The organism is Duganella sp. 3397, assembly GCF_031456625.1.
Lineage (GTDB): Bacteria > Pseudomonadota > Gammaproteobacteria > Burkholderiales > Burkholderiaceae_D > Rugamonas > Rugamonas phyllosphaerae.
Window position 1 is genome coordinate 696,363 of record NZ_JAVDVB010000005.1, and the last position, 19,931, is coordinate 716,293.

Genomic DNA, 19,931 nt, shown 5'->3' on the forward strand with positions numbered 1-19,931 from the left:
TTTTCATACGCGTTTCGCCACGCAGCCAAGAACCCCATGTCCAGTATCACTCCCGGCCTGTTGATTTTGCACGGCAACCAGATGGAGCAGCTGCGCGCGGCCGTGTTCCAGTGGCTGCACAACCATCCGCTGCGGCCGCTGGAGCCCGAGACCTTCCTGGTGCAGTCGAACGGCGTGGCCGAGTGGCTCAAGATCGCGCTGGCCGAGGAAATGCGCGTGTGCGCCGCCACCCGGGTGGCGCTGCCGGCCCGCTTCCTGTGGGAGACCTATCGCGGCATGCTGGGCCGCGAGCGGGTGCCGCGCCGCTCCGCGTTCGACAAGGGCCCGCTCACCTGGCGCCTGATGCGCCTGCTGCCAACCTTGCTGGCCGACCCGGTGTTTGCGCCGTTGCGCCATTTTCTGGCCGACGGCGAGCCCGAACGGCGGCTGCAACTGGCCGAACGGCTGGCCGACCTATATGACCAGTACCAGGTGTACCGCGCCGACTGGCTCGACGACTGGGCCGCCGGCCGCGACCAGCTGCGCTGCGCCTGTGGCCAAGTCATGGCACTGCCGGAGGCGCAGTGCTGGCAGGGCCAGTTGTGGCGCGCCGTGATAGACGACGTCGAACCGCACGAGCGCGCGCTGGGCCGCGCCACCGTCCACACCGAATTCGTGCGCGCCAGCGCCGCCGGTGAACTGCCGCTGGGCCGCCTGCCGCGCCGCATCGTCATCTTCGGCGTCTCGGCGCTGCCGTACCAGACATTGGAGGCGCTCGCCACGCTGGCGCGCCACACCCAGGTGGTGCTGGCCGTGCCCAATCCGTGCCGCTACTACTGGGGCGACATTATCGAGGGCCGCGACCTGCTGCGCTCCGCGTACCGGCGCCAGCAGCTGCGCAACGGCCAGGACCTGGGCGCGCTGCCGCTCGAGGAACTGCACGCGCACAGCCACCCGCTGCTGGCCAGCTGGGGGCGCCAGGGCCGCGACTTCATCCGCATGCTCGACGAGTTCGACGAGGCAGCATCGGCTGCCGCCGCCGCTGCCGACGACGATGCAGCGGGTGGTAACACCGTGCCGCTGCGCGTGGACCTGTTCGGCGACGACGAGGGCGAGACCTTGCTGGCCCAGGTGCAGGCCGCCGTGCGCGATTTGCTGCCGCTGTCCGAGCATCCGCACGTGCCGCCCGCTGCGACCGACCGCTCGATCGAATTCCACGTCACCCACAGCGTGCAGCGCGAAGTGGAGGTATTGCACGACCAGCTGTTGCAAATGTTCGCCGACCACGCCAGGGACGGCGCGCCGCTGCGCCCGCGCGACGTGGTGGTGATGGTGCCCGACATCGACACCTTTACCGCCGCCATCCACGCGGTGTTCGGCCAGCACCGGCGCAGCGACGCGCGCTACATCCCGTTCGAGATCGGCGACGTCAACGACCGCAGCGTCAATCCGCTGCTGGTCGCGCTGGAGTGGTTGCTGCGGTTGCCGCAGCAGCGCTGCCGCCAGAGCGAAATTCGCGACCTGCTCGACGTGCCGGCGCTGGCTGCGCGCTTCGGCCTCGATGACGACGACCTGGCCACGCTGGGCCAGTGGATCGAAGGCTCGGGCGTGCGCTGGGGGCTGGACCTCGAGCACCGCAGCGGACTGGGTCTCGGCTCGGCCGGCGAACAGAATGCCTGGATCTTTGGCGTGCGCCGCATGTTGCTTGGCTATGCCAGCGGCGGCGGCCGCGAAGAGGGCGGCCGCACCGCCAGCTTTGCCGGCATCGAACCGTATGGCGAAGTGGGCGGGCTCGATGCCGCGCTGGCCGGCTCGCTGGCGCAACTGGTCGAGTCGCTGCTGTACTGGCGCGCCGCGCTGGCGCAGGCGCGCACGCCGGCCGACTGGGGCGTGCAGGCGCGCGCGCTGATGGCCGCGTTCTTCAAGGCCGGCGACGAGGGCGACCGCCTGACCCTGGCGCAGCTCGACGATGCGCTCAACAACTGGCTCGAGACCTGCGAAGGCGCCCAGTTCGAAGAACAAGTGCCGCTGGCCGTGCTGCGCGAAGCGTGGCTGGGCCTGATGGACGAACCCACCCTGAACCACCAGTTTGTCTCCGGCGGCGTCACCTTCTGCACCCTGATGCCGATGCGCGCGGTGCCGTTCCGCGTGGTGTGCCTGCTGGGCATGAACGACGGCGACTTCCCGCGCCGCGCGCCCAAGGCCGACTTCGACCTGCTGGCCTGGCCCGGCATGGCGCGCCCCGGCGACCGCTCGCGCCGCGACGATGACCGCTACCTGATGCTCGAAGCGGTGCTGGCTGCCCGTGAAAAGCTGTATATCAGCTGGGTGGGCCGCAATGTGCGCGACAACAGCGAACAGCCGCCGTCGGTGCTGGTGTCGCAGCTGTGCGATTACCTGCGAGCCGGCTGGAGCGGAGACGAGGACATGGACCTGGCCGAACGCACCACCGAGCATGCGCTGCAACCGTTCAGCCGCCGCTACTTCGAGCACAATGGCTTGCTGACCTATGCGCGCGAGTGGCGCGCAGCGCACGACGGTACCGACACTGGCGCTGGTGTCGATGGCGCCGAAGATGCGGCGCCGGCAGACGTGCTGCCGCCGTTCGCGCTGGACGACAAGTACCGCCTCAAGCTCGGCGCGCTGGCCGGCTTTTTGCGCCAGCCGGTGCGCTACTTCTTCCGCGAGCGGCTGGCCGTGGTGTTCGGCGAGGCCGCGCAGCTGGGCGACGACGAGGAACCGTTTTCGTTCAATGCGCTCGAGCGCTACCTGCTCGAAGACACCATGCTCGACGACGACGCCGATACCGAACAATTGGAAGACATCGCCGACAAGCTCACCGAACGCGCCGGACAGCTGGCGCGCCAGGGCGCGCTGCCGATCGGCCTGGTCGGACGCCAGTATCAGCGCCAGCTGGTCACGTCGCTGGCGCCGGTGCGTCATGCCTGGCTCACGCTGCGCCAGCGCTACAGCCAGCCGGCGCCCAAGCTGGCATTGAGCCTGGACCTGGGGCCGGCCCAGCTCGACGACTGGCTCGATCAATTGCGCAGCGACGGCGCCAGTACCGTGTGGCTGATGCAGATGTCGTCGCGCGTGGCCGACAAGCAGGGCCGCGCGCGCGGCGACAAGCTGATCGCCATGTGGATACGCCAGCTGGCCGCCGCCGCTGCCGGCCTGCCCGTGACCGGCTACCTGGTGGCGCGCGACATGATCGTCACCATGGATCCTCTGGCCGGCGACGAAGCCATGCAGGCGCTGCGCGTGCTGGCCGCGCTGTGGCGCGACGGCATGGATCGTCCCTTGCCCACTGCCTGCAAGACGGCGCTGGCGCTGGTGGGGGAGGGTGAAAGTAAAGCCGACCCGCGCACGGTGTACGACGGCGGCTTCGAGCTGCAAGGCGAAAACCAGGACCTGTGCCTGGCGCGCCTGTGGCCCGATTACAGCGCCTTGTCGGCGCAGCCGGATTTCGAACGGGTATCGCAGGACCTGTATGGGCCGCTGGCGCGCTGGCTCGAACAATGTATCACCATGACGCCGATCGACAGCGGGGACGCAGCATGAGCAACACCATAAACAAGCTGGAACCGTTGACCTTTCCGCTGCACGGCTCGCGCCTGATCGAAGCGAGCGCCGGCACCGGCAAGACCTGGACCATTGCCGCGCTGTACGTGCGGCTGGTGCTGGGCCACGGCGGCGACGACGGTTTCATCCGCCCGCTGCTGCCGGCCGACATCCTGGTGATGACCTTTACCCGCGCCGCCACGCGCGAGCTGTCCAACCGCGTGCGCGAACGGCTGGTGGCTGCAGCCGCGTACTTCCGTAGCGTCGATAATGACGATCTCGACGCGGTCACACCGGACGCTTATCTTGACGCCATCCTCGAATCGTACCCCGATCGCAGCGAGCGCCAGCGCGCCGCCCACCGCCTGATGCTGGCGGCGGAAACCATGGATGAAGCGGCGATCTTCACCATCGACGCCTGGTGCCAGCGCATGCTGCGCGAGCACGCGTTCGACAGCGGCAGCCTGTTCGACGAAGAACTGGTCAGCGACGAGCAGGCGCTGTTCGAAGACGCCGCCAACGATTACTGGCGCCAGCAGGTCTACCCACTGGCCGCTCCCCAACTCGAAGCCCTGTTGCAATGCTGGGGCGACGTCGAGGTACTCAAGCGCTCGATCCGCGACCTGGTGCGGCGCGCCGACATCATCGGCGAGCAGGATCTTGCATTGTCTCTCGGCGCCCTGATCGCCACCGTGCAGCGCGAACAGCAGGCCGCACTGGCAAGCCTCAAAGCCGGCTGGGTGGACCGCGCCAACCGCATGGAGCAGTGGATCGCCGAGCTCACCGCCGCCACGCCCAAGTTCTTCAATGGCGTCAAGATGCGTGCCGCCTCGGTGGCCGCGTGGTTCGAGGCGCTGCGGACGTGGGCCCTCGACCCCGCTGCCGTCATGCCGGACCTTACCGCCACCGCCTGGAATCGCCTCACGCCGGACGGCATCGCCGACGCGTTTTCCAAGGACAGCCACGCGGCCGTGCCCGACGACTTCGACGCCATCGCCACCCTGAAAGAGGCGCTCGACCAGTTCGAGCCGCTGGCCCATGCCCTGTACCGCCACGCCGCCGGCGCAGTGGCGCTGCGCATGGCCGAGCTGAAAAAACGCAACCGCCAGTTCGGCTTTGCCGACATGCTCGACCGCCTGAACGCCGCGCTGCAAGGCGAGAACGCGGCGGCGCTGCGCCAGCGCATCGTCGAACAATACCCGGTGGCGCTGGTGGACGAGTTCCAGGACACGGCGCCCAACCAGTACCAGATTTTCAACCTGCTGTACCGGGTGGCTGACAACGACCGCAACACCGGCCTGTTTTTGATCGGCGACCCCAAGCAGTCGATCTACGGCTTCCGCGGCGCCGACATCCACAGCTACCTGGCGGCGCGCAGCGCCACCGAGGGCCGCCATTACCAGCTGGGCACCAACTATCGTTCCACCGGCCCGGTGGTGGCGGCAGTCAACCACCTGTTCCTCAACGCCGAAGGGACGCTGGACGCCGGCGGCTTCGGTCGCGGCGCCTTCCGCTTCCGCGATCCCGGCACCCGCAACAATCCGCTGCCGTTCGAGGCGGTGGCGGCGCAAGGCCGTGCCGACCGGCTGGTGGGCAGCGCCGGGGAAGCGCCTGCGCTGGTGGTGGCCTGCACCGACCGGGAACTCAAAAGCGACCAGTACCGCGAATTTTTTGCCAACCACTGCGCCGAAGACATCGTCGCCCGTCTCAACGACGCGCGAGTCGGCTTCGACGGCCCCAAGGGGCGCGAACGCCTGAAGCCTGCCGATATCGCCATCCTGGTGCGCGACCGTAACGAGGCCGCCGCCATCCGCCGCGCGCTGCAACGGCGCAAAGTGGCCAGCGTGTACCTGTCCGACAAGGATTCGGTCACCAACAGCGAGGAGGCCGGCGACGTGCTGCGCTGGCTGTCGGCGGTGGCCAATCCGCTCGATGGCGGCCTGGCGCGGGCCGCCTACGCCACCCGCACCGCCGGCCTGCCGCTGGCCGAACTGGCCGCGCTGTCGTCCGACGAACTGGCGTGGGAAGCGCGGGTGGAGCAGCTCAAGGCGCTGCACATCGTGTGGCAGCGCCAGGGCGTGCTGGCCATGCTGCGCCGCTTCATCCACGAGCTGCAACTGCCCGCTGCCTTGCTGCTGCAGGCGGGCGGCGAGCGGCGCCTGACCAATCTGCTGCACCTGGCCGAACTGCTGCAATCGGCCAGCCGCCAGCTCGACGGCGAACAGGCGCTGATCCGCTGGCTGGCCGAGCAGATCGAAACCGGGGAGGGCGCCGGCGACGAACGGGTGCTGCGCCTGGAAAGCGACGCCGAACTGGTAAAAGTGGTAACGGTCCACAAATCCAAGGGCCTGGAATACCCGCTGGTGTACCTGCCGTTCGCGGTCACCGCGCGCAAGGTGGACCGGCGCAACCGCAGTTTCTTCGAATTCAGCGATGGTGACGGCACGCGCCGCATCGACATGGCGCTGACCGAGACCGCGCTGGCGCTGGTGGAAAACGCCCGCCTGCAGGAAGACCTGCGCCTGCTGTACGTGGCGCTTACCCGCGCGCGCCACTTCCTGTGGCTGGGCGTGGCCGCGCTGGGCGCGCGCAAGGGCGGCGCCAACAGCCTGCACGACTCGGCGCTCGGCTACCTGCTCACCGGCGGCGCGCCGCTACCGACCGACGCCATGATCGCGCGCTGGACCGACACCTGCAAGGACTGCCCGGCGATCGCCATCACCCCTTTGGATGGCGATGGCACGCCGGCGACCATGCTGCACCGGGTGGACGACCGCCCGCAACTGGTCGATGCCCCTCATTACACGGGCCGCTTCGAGCGCGACTGGTCGGTAGGCAGTTTCAGCTCGCTGGCGCGGCGCACCGGTCCCACCGCCACCATCGGCGGCGATGCGATGACTGCGCTGCCGCCGCTGCCGGTGCCGCGCGACGCCGCCCAGGAGAAGCTGCTCGAAGAAGCCGACCTGCCGGCCACGGCGCCGGCCGTGAAGGTGGAAGACGCGCCGTGGCACCGCTTCCCGCGCGGCTCCGTGCCCGGCAACTTCCTGCACGAGCAGCTCGAATGGCTGGGTCAGGAGGGGTTTTATACGGTCGATGACGAGCACTTCGCTGCGCGCTTGACGCGCCGGGTGGAACGCGCCGGCTGGGGGAACCGCCTCGACGACACCCTGGCCTGGGTGGGCGAAATCGCCCGCACGCCGCTGCCGTACATCGACACTGCGCTGTCTGGCATCGATACCCCGCTGGCCGAAATGGAGTTCTGGTTCCCCAGCGAGCGCCTGTCCACCGGCGCGCTCGACCGCCTGTGCGTGGCGCGGCTGCTGGACGGCATGGCGCGTCCATCGCTGCCCGAGCGCCAGCTGCACGGCATGCTCAAGGGTTTTGCCGACCTGGTGTTCGAGCACGAGGGCCGCTACTGGGTGCTCGACTACAAATCGAACGCGCTGGGCGCCGGCGACGCCGCCTACCAGAAGCCGGCGCTGATGGCAGCCATGGCCGAGCACCGCTACGACATCCAGGGCGCGATCTACATGCTGGCGCTGCACCGGCTGTTGCAGAGCCGCCTGGGCGACGCTTACGACCCGGCCGAGCACCTGGGCGGCGCGGTCTTCCTGTTCCTGCGCGGGATCGCCAACACGGCCACGCGCGGCTGCTACTGGATCGCACCCGACCCGGAACTGTTACAGCAACTGGACGCATTATTCGACGCCGGGGACCACCATGACGCCTGACTCTTTTGCGCAATCTTCCGTGCCACTGCTGGCCGCAGTCGATGCGCTGACCGAAAACGGCCGGCTGCGGCGCCTCAGCGGCGCTTTCGCCCGCTTCATCGCCTCCCTCGGCGGCGCTTCGCCGCAGCTGATGCTTGCCTGCGTGCTGTTGTCCGAACTGGAAGGGCGCGGCCACAGCTGCCTGCTGCTGGCCGAACTGGCCGGCGACCCGGCGCCGTTGCTGGGGCTCGATGGCGAGGAATGGACCGCGTTGCGTGCGGCCGTGGCGGCGGTGGCGCCGTGGCCGCGCAATGTCGCCGCCTGGCGCAAGCTGCTGGCCGAGTGCGAGCAAGTCTGGCCGGTGGGCGACCTCGATTTCCAGCAACCGCTGATCCTCGACGGCGAACGCCTGTATTTGCGTCGCTACTGGCGCGATGAAACCCAGGTGGCGCACGCCGTGCGCGCCCGCGCGCTGGGCGGCCTGCTGGCCAGCGATGCCGACGACCAGACCGGCGCCGTGCGCCACTGGCTCGACATATTGTTCCCGGCCGGGCAGCAGGCCGATGGCGTGGACTGGCAAAAGACCGCCTGCGCGGTGGCCATGCGCGGCAAGCTCGGCATTATTACCGGCGGTCCCGGCACCGGCAAGACCTACGCGGTGGCGCGCCTGCTGGCGCTGCTGTTCGCCACCAGCGGCGGCCAGCAGTCCGGCTTGCGGGTGGCGCTGGCCGCGCCGACCGGCAAGGCGGCGGCACGCCTGAAACAATCGATCGACGTGGCGCTGGCCGGCCTTGACCAGCGCGTGCTGGCGGTGATGCCGCAGCGCGAACTGGGCGCCGCCCGCACCCTGCACAGCCTGCTCGGCGCACGGCCCGATACCCGCGCGTTCCGCCATCATGCCGGCAACCAGCTCGAGGTCGATGTCTTGATCGTCGATGAGGCATCGATGATCCACCTGGAAATGATGGCTGCGCTGCTGGCCGCGTTGCCGTCCAGCGCCAGGTTGATCCTGCTCGGCGACAAGGACCAGCTGGCGTCGGTGGAGGCGGGCGCCGTGCTGGGCGACCTGTGCCATCACGCCGAGGCTGGCGGCTACGATGCGGAAACCTTGTCGTATGTGCAAGCGAGTACGGGCCAGCAGTTGCCGGAGCACTACGCCGGTCGTGCCGGCCCGATTGCCCAGCAAACCGTGATGCTGCGCAAAAGCATGCGCTTCGGCGGCCCGATCGGCCAGCTGGCGCTGGCGGTCAACGGCGGCGATGCGGCCAGCGCGGTGCGCATCCTGCGCGCGGGCAGCGGTGGCGAAGACGGCGCCAAGGTGGCCTGGACCGACCCGGCGGCGCCCAGGAATTTGCTGCAACTGGCGCTGGCCGGGCGCGAGGGCGCCCCCGGCGGCTACCGCGATTACCTGCGCCTGGTCGCCCAAGGGCAGGGCGACGGCGAGCACTTGGGCTGGGTGCAAACTGTACTGAAAGCATTCGAAACCTTCCGCGTCCTGTGCGCGGTGCGCGACGGCGAATGGGGCGTTTCCGGCTTGAACGACGCCATTGAAAAGCAGCTGCAGGCAGCCGGGCTGTTGCGTCGCAGCGGCGAATGGTATGTCGGCCGGCCGGTCATGGTCACCCGCAACGATTACGGCACCGGCGTGTTCAACGGCGACATCGGCCTGACTTTGCCCGACCCGGCGCGCCCCGGCGCCTTGCGCGTGTACTTCTCGGAAGGCGACACCGTGCGCAGCGTACTGGCCACGCGCCTGCGCAACGTCGATACGGCGTTTGCCATGACCGTGCATAAATCGCAAGGTTCCGAGTTCCGCCACACGGTGCTGGTGTTGCCGAAAGAGGGCGGCGGCGTGCTGGCGCGCGAGCTTATCTACACCGGCATCACCCGCGCGCGCGAGTTCTTCACCCTGCTCACGCCGAACGGCCAGGTGTTGCTCGAGGCGATAGCCCAGCGCACGCAGCGGGCCAGTGGTTTGCGCGAATTGCTTGAATCTTCCCAACGCCGATCCTGTTGCAATTAATTATTATTATCGATTATTCTCAAGCGCCACCCGAGCGACTTGCACCGTTATAAATACTCACAAATAATCACGAATATTCATAAATACTCACAAATTGTAACGAACCCCCGGCTTTGTGTTCAAAATGTTGCGATTGGCGACGTTTCTGTGTCACAGATTGCGAGCAGATATTGCCCAAGCGCTGGCTTTTAAATTATTATTTTAAGGATTGCCAGTAGGAATTAATTTCTTATTGGCGATTATTTAAATATCAATAACATGGTTTTTACTAGAACCTAGGGGGGTATGATGGCATTTGCAGTGAGAAATCGTTGTTCACAGGTCGCTCTGGTCGCCGGTATGGTCGCGGCGGCCTGGAGTCCCGCCAGCTTTGCCTGCTCAGAAACGCCAGTGCTTGCAAGTATGTGCGTGATGGCCGTGCCATATACGTTCGGCAACTTTAATAACCAATTTACGCTCGCTGCCGGCCAGGATCTGTCGATCAACAGCTATGCAGCGCTGTACTCGCTGATCGGCACCATTTATGGCAGCAGCAACACGTCGAGCTTCAAGTTGCCCGACCTGCGCGGCAGGTTTGTAATTGCTGCCGACGGCGTCAACTACGCAGCCGGCGCCAAAGGCGGAAACAATGCCATCACCCTGACGACAAGCCAGTTGCCGCCGCATCTGTTCACCGTGACCGGGCTTCCGGTCGCCATCTCCGGATTGACCGTCTCCTCCACGCTGCCGACCTTGAACGCCACGGTGAATATCGCCAGCGCGACGGCAACCGGTACGGTGACCGGACTGAAATTGAACGTGGTCGGTGGTTCGGGCGGTGTCACTTCGCCATCGGGTAACTATCTCGGCAAGAGCACCAGCAATCTCGTCAACGTCTATTCCAGCGCCACGCCCGATGCCACGCTCAATGCCGGCGCCATCAGTGGCGGCACGGTGTCGGTGACGGTGCCTGCCAGTTCCGCAACCGCTACCGTGGCGGGCGGCGCAGTCATGGCCGGCGTCGTCGGCGGCGCCGCCACCGTCAGCGGCAACACGAATATCGTCGGCACGGGCTCGGCGATCGATATCCGGCCGTCGTATATCGCCATGACGTATTACATCGCGACCAACGGCATTTATCCGAGCCGCGACTAACCGTCAAGTGCTTCGACCGATCCGAAACGCGGTGCAGCCGTATCGCGTTGTCGTCGACACCCGTTTGCTGCCCGCCACCGGCCTCGTCGATGGCTGGTGGGGCGTCATGTTACCGATAATAACTTTGCCGGGAATTTTCTGTGCTTTATGCCCATATGATGATGGCTGCGGCCTTGCTGACGGCGACGATGAGCGCCGGCGCCGCCGAGCGCGACCTCGTCACTGAATTGACTGTTGCTAACAAGGCGTTGGCCGCGCAAGACTATGCGCTTGCCTACAAGGAAAATGCGCGCGTTGCCGCCACCAATCCCCTGGCCCGGTTCAACCTGGGATTGATGGAACGGGAGGGATGGGGGCGTGCGCGCAACCCGGTTGCTGCCTGTGCCTGGTTCGAAAAGGCGGCACAAGGCCATATCCCGGCGGCGCAACAGTTTTTTGGCGATTGCCTGGCAAGCGGCACCGGGCGCGCGGCAGACGGCAAGGCTGCGCTGGCGTGGTATCAGAAGGCCGTGCAGTCGGGTATCGCGTACGCGAACTGCTCCGCCGGCGAACTGCATATTCGCGGCCAGCTGGTCGAGCGGGATGTTGTGCGCGGACTGACACTGTGCGCGCAGGCAGCGCAGGCCGGCTCGGCGCCGGCCATGTTGCGCCTGGGCGATTACTACAGGAACGATCCTGATGTGCAGCAAGACCCGGCGGCGGCGCGCAGCTGGTATCAGCAGGCGGCGGAACACCGCATGGTGGTGGCCCAATACCGCCTCGGCGTGATGCTGGGACAGGGCGAGGGCGGCGCCGCCAACCCGGGCCTGGCCTTGGCGTGGCTCGAACACGCCGCCTCCGAGGGGTATGCGCCCGCTTATTTGCCAGTTGCCATCTTGTATGGCAACAGCGCGCCTGACCCTGCCACCGGCGCGCTGACGCCGGCCAGCCTGGCCAAGATTTACATGTGGAGCCGCGCGGCCAAAGCCACCACCAGCAACCCGGCGGACCTCGCGCAAATCGAAGGTATTGAACAACTGCTGCAGCAAGTGATGCCACCGCAGTGGAAGCCCGAACTCGACCGCCGCGTGGCCGAGCATCTCGGTAAATCGACAGTCAACTAGCATAAACACAGGCGCCGCCGTTGCCCGCGCAGCGCTGATCACGAGGGAAAACCACCATGCATGCTTCCATGAACCGCATTTACCGACTCGTCTGGAGTCATGTTCAACAGACCTGGGTGGTGGTCCACGAGCGCGCCAGGGGCAAGGGCAAGTCGGCCAATCGCCGCCTGGTCGCCAGCGTGTTGCTGGCCGCGTCACACGCGGCCATGGCGGGGCCGACAGGCGGCCAGGTTACAGCCGGCAACGGCACCATCAACCAGAATGGCGCCACCACCACGGTGACGCAGGCCAGCCAGAACCTGTCGCTGAACTGGCAGTCGTTCAATACCAGCAGTGGCGAAACCGTCAATTTCGTCCAGCCCTCGGCCAGCGCGATAGCCGTCAACCGTATCAGCGGCAATAGCGCCACCGAGTTCTACGGCGCGCTCAACGCCAACGGCCAGGTCTACCTGATCAATCCGAACGGCGTGCTGTTTGGTGCCGGATCGCAAGTCAATGTCGGCGGCCTGGTGGCGTCGACGCTCGATATCGGCGATGCCAGCCTGAATAGTGCCACGCGCAATTTCCACGGCGCAGGCAGCGGCAGCATCATCAACCAGGGCTCCATCAATACTGCCAACGGCGGCTACGTTGCCTTCATCGGCAACCAGGTCACCAACTCCGGGACGATCAACGCCAGGGCAGGGACGGTGGCGCTGGGCGCCGGCAGCGACGTCACGCTGTCGTTTTCAGGCGATAGCCTGGTTCAACTGCAAGTGAACCAGGGCACGCTGAACAACCTCGCTGAAAATGGCGGTCTGATCAATGCCGACGGCGGTGCGGTCTGGCTGTCGGCCGGCGCCAGGGATGCCGTGCTGGCCAGCGTGGTCAACAACACGGGTATCATCCAGGCGCGCAGCGTGCAGAATGTCAACGGCGTGATTGTGCTGGAGGCCGGCAGCGCTGGCGCCGCCGGCAATAGCGGCACGCTCGATGCTTCCGGCCTCGGGCACGGCGAAACCGGCGGCGCCGTGAAGGTGCTGGGCGGCGCCGTCACATTGGCGGCAGGCAGCCTGGCCGATGTTTCAGGCGACGCCGGCGGCGGCACCGCACTCGTAGGCGGAAATTTCCTCGGCGCCGGCGCCGAGCAAAATGCGCACACCACGACAGTTGCAGCAGGCGCCTCGATCAAGGCCGATGCCATTACCGCTGGTAACGGCGGCAGTGTTGCGGTCTGGTCGGATGGCGCCACGCAGTTCAACGGCAGCATCACGGCACGCGGCGGCAGCACTGCCGGCAACGGCGGCCAGGTGGAAACGTCCGGCAAAAACCTGGGCATCAATGCCAGCGCCACGGTCAATACAGCGGCGCCCCATGGCGTGGCAGGCGAGTGGCTGCTCGATCCCGATGATATTGTGATCGGCAATGGCAGTGCCTTTAACAGCGGGTTAAACAGCGTTTTTTACCCGATCAATGTCGACACGCGGGTTTTGACGGCTGCGCTCAATCACGGCAACGTGACCATCAAGACCACCGCATCTTCGGCCAGTTGCACGCTCACGCCGCAGTGTACGGGAGCGCCCGGCAATGGCGATATCATCGTGCTCGACTACATAGGCTTCGCGGTTGACTATAACAACAACAATGCCGGCATAAATTGGGAGACCGGTAACAACACGCTCACGCTGAGTGCTTACCGTAACATTGATTTCAAAACAACGCAGAATGTGAAACATTCAGCCAACCCCACCGGCGAGACGATTGATGGTGGCATCTACGCTCAAGGCTCCGGCAATGTCGTGCTGAGGGCAGACAATACCGCCACAGGGACAGGCACGGTGAAATTTGACGGTACTCCCTCGACTCATCCGAATGCCCTTTTATTGGCTGATAGTACAAGCACCATCTCCATCTATTACAATCCGAGCAGCTATAATACTCCGACGGCATACGGCGATTATATGGCCACTGACCCCAATCAACTGACGGCCTATATGGCCATCAATGTGAGCGGCACGGCTGCCTCCAAAATTTACGATGGTTCCAATACGGCGTCCGTGTCAGGGTTGACTCCCGCAGTGGCACTGCCAAGCGGACTGTCGCTCAATACCTCCAGTGCGCAGGCCACCTTTGCCAACAAGAATGTCGGCGCCAACAAAGCCATCACCATCGATGGCATTTTCGCTACGGGCACCAATGCCGCCACCACCATCACCAGCGATGGCGCCACCGTCATCAGCTATAACGGCGACCACTACTTCATCAGCGGTCTCGACAGCAAGACCGCCTCGATCACGGCCAAAACCGTCAACCTCACCGGACTGACGGCCAACAGCAAAACCTATGATGGCACCACTTCGGCCACGCTGTCCGGCAGCGCCAGTGTCGCCGCCAGCATCGTCAACGGCGACAGCGTCACGCTCGGTAACGGCACGGCCACCTTCGCCGATGCCAATGCCGGCGCTGGCAAAGCCGTCACTGTCACCGGCTATGCGCTGACCGGTGCCGACGCCGGCAACTACGTGATCACCCAGCCGACCGGCCTGACCGCCACCATCAACAAAGCCGATCTGACCTTGGCGGGAACCAAAACTTATGACGGCACCACCACGGTGGCGGGCAGTACGCTGACGGCCAGCGGCGTGGCCGGCCAGATCTTCAGCGTCACCGGGGCCGGTGACGCCTCGAACTTGTCCAGCAAGAATGTGCAAAGCGGTGCGGCGCTCGCCAGCACCACGGGCCTGAGCCTGGGCAGCAGCAGCAACGGCGGCCTGGCCAGCAATTACAACGCGCCCGGCGTGGCCGGCAGCAGTTACACCGTGACCGCCAAGGGGCTGACCCTGACCGGCATCAGCGCGGTCGACAAGATTTACGACGCCACCACCACGGCCGCGCTCAACACGGCCGGTGTAGCCTACTCGGGCCTGGTCGGCGGCGACTCGGTGTCGCTGACAGGCAGCGGCACGGGCAGTTTTGCGACGAAGAATGTGGGCGTCAACAAGGCCGTGACGGTGAGCGGCTACACGCTGTCGGGCGCCGACGCCGGCAACTACGTGGTCGCCCAGCCGGCCGGCCTGACGGCCAGCGTCAGCAAGGCCAACCTGGCGGTGTCGGGCATTGCCGCCGCCAATAAAACGTATAACGCCAGCACTGGCGCCACCCTGAGCGGCGCCGCGTCCGTCAGCGCGCTGGGCAGCGACAGCGTCATGGTCACGGGTACCGGCACCGGCAGCTTTGCTGATGCCAACGCAGGGGTGGGCAAGGCGGTTACCGTCACCGGCTATGCGCTGGGCGGCACCGATGCCGGCAACTACAACCTGGTGCAGCCGGCCGGCGTGAGCGCTGCTATCAACAAGGCCGATGTCATCGTCTCCGGCAGCAAAACCTACGATGGCGCCACGTCGGTGGCGGGCGGCACCTTGACGGCGACCGGCGTGGCCGGCCAGATCTTCAGCGTCACCGGGGCCGGTGACGCCTCGAACTTGTCCAGCAAGAATGTGCAAAGCGGTGCGGCGCTCGCCAGCACCACGGGCCTGAGCCTGGGTAGCAGCAGCAACGGCGGCCTGGCCAGCAATTACAACGCGCCCGGCGTGGCCGGCAGCAGTTACACCGTGACCGCCAAGGGGCTGACCCTGACCGGCATCAGCGCGGTCGACAAGATTTACGACGCCACCACCACGGCCGCGCTCAACACGGCCGGTGTAGCCTACTCGGGCCTGGTCGGCGGCGACTCGGTGTCGCTGGCAGGCAGCGGCACGGGCAGTTTTGCGACGAAGAATGTGGGCGTCAACAAGACCGTGACGGTGAGCGGCTACACGCTGTCGGGCGCCGACGCCGGCAACTACGTGGTCGCCCAGCCGACCGGCCTGACGGCCAGCGTCAGCAAGGCCAGCTTGGCGGTGTCAGGCATCGCGGCGTCCAATAAGACTTATGACGCAACCACCGGCGCCACCCTGAGCGGCACGGCTGCGGTCAGCGCACTGGGCAGCGACATCGTCGCGGTCACGGGTACGGGCGTAGGCAGCTTTGCCGACGCCAACGCCGGCGTTGGCAAGGCCGTTACCGTCACCGGCTATACGCTGGGCGGCACCGATGCCGGCAACTACAACCTGGTGCAGCCGGCCGGCGTGACCGCTACCATCAACAAGGCCGATGTCATCGTCTCCGGCAGCAGAACCTACGATGGCGCCACGTCGGTGGCGGGCGGCACCTTGACGGCGACCGGCGTGGCCGGCCAGATCTTCAGCGTCACCGGGGCCGGTGACGCCTCGAACTTGTCCAGCAAGAACGTTCAAAGCGGTGCGGCGCTCGCCAGCACCACGGGCCTGAGCCTGGGCAGCAGCAGCAACGGCGGCCTGGCCAGCAATTACAACGCGCCCGGCGTGGCCGGCAGCAGTTATACCGTGACCGCCAAGGGGCTGACCCTGACCGGCATCAGCGCGGTCGACAAGATTTACGACGCCACCACCACGGCCGCGCTCAACACGGCCGGTGTAGCCTACTCGGGCCTGGTCGGCGGCGACTCGGTGTCGCTGGCAGGCAGCGGCACGGGCAGTTTTGCGACGAAGAATGTGGGCGACAACAAGACCGTGACGGTGAGCGGCTACACGCTGTCGGGCGCCGACGCCGGCAACTACGTGGTCGCCCAGCCGGCCGGCCTGACGGCCAGCGTCAGCAAGGCCAGCCTGGCGGTGTCGAGCATCGCGGCGTCCGATAAGACTTATGACGCCACCACCGGCGCCACCCTGAGCGGCACGGCTGCGGTTAGCGCACTGGGCAGCGACAGCATAGCGGTCACGGGTACGGGCGTGGGCAGCTTTGCCGACGCCAACGCCGGCGTTGGCAAGGCCGTTACCGTCACCGGCTATGCGCTGGGCGGCACCGATGCCGGCAACTACAACCTGGTGCAGCCGGCCGGCGTGAGCGCTACCATCAACAAGGCCGATGTCATCGTGTCCGGCAGCAAAACCTACGATGGCGCCACGTCGGTGGCGGGCGGCACCTTGACGGCGACCGGCGTGGCCGGCCAGATCTTCAGCGTCACCGGGGCCGGTGACGCCTCGAACTTGACCAGCAAGAACGTGCAAAGCGGTGCGGCGCTCGCCAGCACCACGGGCCTGAGCCTGGGCAGCAGCAGCAACGGCGGCCTGGCCAGCAATTACAACGCGCCCGGCGTGGCCGGCAGCAGTTATACCGTGACCGCCAAGGGGCTGACCCTGACCGGCATCAGCGCGGTCGACAAGATTTACGACGCCACCACCACGGCCGCGCTCAACACCGCCAGCGTTGGCTACTCGGGCCTGGTTTCGGGCGACACGGTGTCGCTGGCCGGCAGCGGCAGCGGCAGTTTTGCGACCAAGGATGTCGGTATCAACAAGGCTGTGACGGTGAGCGGCTACACGCTGTCGGGCGCCGACGCCGGCAACTACGTGGTCGCCCAGCCGGCCGGCCTGACGGCCAGCGTCAGCAAGGCCAGCCTGGCGGTGTCGGGCATCGCGGCGTCCAATAAGACTTATGACGCCACCACCGGCGCCACCCTGAGCGGCACGGCTGCGGTCAGCGCACTGGGCAGCGACATCGTCGCGGTCACGGGTACGGGCGTGGGCAGCTTTGCCGACGCCAACGCGGGCGTCGGCAAGGCCGTTACCGTCACCGGCTATACGCTGGGCGGCACCGATGCCGGCAACTACAACCTGGTGCAGCCGGCCGGCGTGACCGCTACCATCAACAAGGCCGATGTCATCGTCTCCGGCAGCAGAACCTACGATGGCGCCACGTCGGTGGCGGGCAGCAGCTTGACGGCGACCGGCGTGGCCGGCCAGATCTTCAGCGTCACCGGGGCCGGTGACGCCTCGAACTTGACCAGCAAGAACGTGCAAAGGGGTGCGGCGCTCGCCAGCACCACGGGCCTGAGCCTGGGCAGCAGCAGCAACGGCGGCCTGGCCAGCAATTACAACGCGCCCGGCGTGGCCGGCAGCAGTTACACCGTGACCGCCAAGGGGCTGACCCTGACCGGCGTCAGCGCCGTCGATAAAATCTACGACGCCACGACCACGGCCGCGCTCAACACCGCCAGCGTTGGCTACTCGGGCCTGGTTTCGGGCGACACGGTGTCGCTGGCCGGCAGCGGCAGCGGCAGTTTTGCGACCAAGGATGTCGGTATCAACAAGGCTGTGACGGTGAGCGGCTACACGCTGTCGGGCGCCGACGCCGGCAACTACGTGGTCACCCAGCCGACCGGCCTGAGCGCAACCATCAACAAGGCCAACCTCACGGTATCGGGTATTGCGGCGCTTGATAAAACCTATGACGCCACCACCGCCGCCAGCCTGACCGGTAACGCCGCCGTGGCCGCCCTTGGCAGCGACAACGTGTCGGTGGCCGGTACCGGCGTGGGCAGTTTTGCCAGCAAGGATGCCGGCGCCGGTAAGGCGGTGACAGTGACCGGCTATACCTTGTCCGGCGCCGATGCCGGCAACTACGTGGTGCTGCAACCGACTAGCCTGAGCGCAACCATCAACAAGGCCAACCTGGCGGTCTCGGGCATTGCAGCCCTGGATAAAACCTATGACGCCACCACCGCCGCAACCTTGACCGGCACTGCTGCCGTGGCCGCACTGGGCAGCGACAGCGTGTCGGTGACCGGTACCGCCGTGGGCAGCTTTGCCAGCAAGGACGCCGGCGCCGGCAAGGCCGTGACGGTGAGCGGCTACACGCTGGCCGGTGCCGACGCCGGCAACTACGTGGTGCTGCAACCGACCGGCCTGAGCGCAACCATCAACAAGGCCAACCTGGCGGTATCGGGTATTGCAGCGCTGGATAAAACCTATGACGCCACCACTAGCGCCGGCCTGAGCGGCACTGCTGCCGTGGCAGCACTGGGCAGCGACAGCGTGTTGGTGACCGGTACCGGTGTGGGCAGCTTTGCCAGCAAGGACGCCGGCGCCAACAAGGCCGTGAGCGTGAGCGGCTACACGCTGTCGGGTGCCGACGCCGGCAACTACGTGGTGCTGCAACCGACCGGGCTGAGCGCAACCATCAACAAGGCCAACCTGGCGGTCTCGGGCATTGCAGCCCTGGATAAAACCTATGACGCCACCACTGCCGCGACCCTGACCGGCAACGCTGCCGTGGCCGCACTGGGCAGCGACAGCGTGTCGGTGACCGGTACCGCCGTGGGCAGCTTTGCCAGCAAGGACGCCGGCGCCGGCAAGGCCGTGACGGTGAGCGGCTACACGCTGGCCGGTGCCGACGCCGGCAACTACGTGGTGCTGCAACCGACCGGCCTGAGCGCAACCATCAACAAGGCCAACCTGGCGGTATCGGGTATTGCAGCGCTGGATAAAACCTATGACGCCACCACTAGCGCCGGCCTGAGCGGCACTGCTGCCGTGGCAGCACTGGGCAGCGACAGCGTGTTGGTGACCGGTACCGGTGTGGGCAGCTTTGCCAGCAAGGACGCCGGCGCCAACAAGGCCGTGAGCGTGAGCGGCTACACGCTGTCGGGCGCCGACGCCGGCAACTACGTGGTGCTGCAACCGACCGGGCTGAGCGCAACCATCAACAAGGCCAACCTGGCGGTCTCCGGCATTGCAGCCCTGGATAAAACCTATGACGCCACCACTGCCGCGACCCTGACCGGCAACGCTGCCGTGGCCGCACTGGGCAGCGACAGCGTGTCGGTGACCGGTACCGCCGTGGGCAGCTTTGCCAGCAAGGACGCCGGCGCCGGCAAGGCCGTGACGGTGAGCGGCTACACGCTGGCCGGTGCCGACGCCGGCAACTACGTGGTCACCCAACCGACCGGCGTGACAGCGAACATATCGCGCGCGGTAATCACGGTCAGTGGCATCACTGCAGCTAATAAAACTTTTGATGGCACCACTGCGGCCTCCGTCAGCACCGCCGGTGCTACGCTGGCAGGCAGGTTTGGTACCGATGACATCACGATGGTGTCAAGCGGCCAGTTCTCCAACGCAGCCCCTGGTCTCGGCAAGACGGTCAATTTGAGCAGCACATTTGGCGGCGCCGATATTGGAAACTACGTTGTTACCGAACAATCGCAGGCATTCGCCAATATCACAGGCGGACCGGTAGCTGTGCCTGACGTGCTGCCGCAGCAGGTTCAAAATACGGTAACGCAAGTGCAAACTTCGTTGCTGCCGCCCCAGGCGTCGGCGCAGCCGCAAGTATTGAGCCTGTCGTCGACACTGGTGGTACAGCAACTGGCTGACAACGGCAGTACCGGAAACACCGGCAGCACCAGCAACGGGGACGATGCGAACGAACAGGACTCCTCGGGCCTGCCGTTAATCAATACGGTTACTGCATTCGGCCCGCCCGTGCCGACGCTTAAAATTCAAAATGGCGGCATGCGGTTGCCCCTCGTAGCTACCCGCAGCAAGGAATGAAGCAGATATGAATCCAGTTCCCAAACAGACT

The 19,931-nt window shown here is 66.2% G+C and carries 6 protein-coding genes; all 6 read left to right on the forward strand.

Annotated elements, in window-relative coordinates; genetic code table 11:
* Positions 1–36: 36 nt before the first annotated feature.
* The 6 genes from recC (at position 37) to J2X54_RS19450 (ending at position 19,900) form a co-directional block, all read left to right on the forward strand.
* Positions 37–3,540 (forward strand): exodeoxyribonuclease V subunit gamma, encoded by a 3,504-nt coding sequence (recC, locus tag J2X54_RS19425; protein ID WP_310182740.1) that lies wholly within the window; start codon positions 37–39, stop codon positions 3,538–3,540.
* Positions 3,537–7,271: an exodeoxyribonuclease V subunit beta gene (gene recB / locus J2X54_RS19430; RefSeq protein WP_310182741.1), complete on the forward strand. Its 3,735-nt coding sequence runs from the start codon at positions 3,537–3,539 to the stop codon at positions 7,269–7,271. Before recC ends, recB begins: the two co-directional genes overlap by 4 nt.
* The gene (recD, locus tag J2X54_RS19435; protein WP_310182743.1) at positions 7,261–9,273 is read left to right on the forward strand and encodes an exodeoxyribonuclease V subunit alpha; all 2,013 of its coding nucleotides are present in this window, start codon (positions 7,261–7,263) and stop codon (positions 9,271–9,273) included. The genes recB and recD overlap by 11 nt, the downstream gene beginning before the upstream one ends.
* A 411-nt stretch (positions 9,274–9,684) precedes the next feature.
* A complete protein-coding gene (locus J2X54_RS19440) occupies positions 9,685–10,407 on the forward strand; it encodes a tail fiber protein (protein WP_310182745.1) in 723 nt (240 codons plus the stop codon).
* Positions 10,408–10,547: 140 nt separating this feature from the next.
* The gene (locus J2X54_RS19445) at positions 10,548–11,510 is read left to right on the forward strand and encodes a tetratricopeptide repeat protein (RefSeq protein ID WP_310182747.1); all 963 of its coding nucleotides are present in this window, start codon (positions 10,548–10,550) and stop codon (positions 11,508–11,510) included.
* A gap of 68 nt (positions 11,511–11,578) precedes the next feature.
* Positions 11,579–19,900 (forward strand): YDG domain-containing protein, encoded by an 8,322-nt coding sequence (locus J2X54_RS19450; RefSeq protein ID WP_310182749.1) that lies wholly within the window; start codon positions 11,579–11,581, stop codon positions 19,898–19,900.
* Positions 19,901–19,931 lie beyond the last annotated feature (31 nt).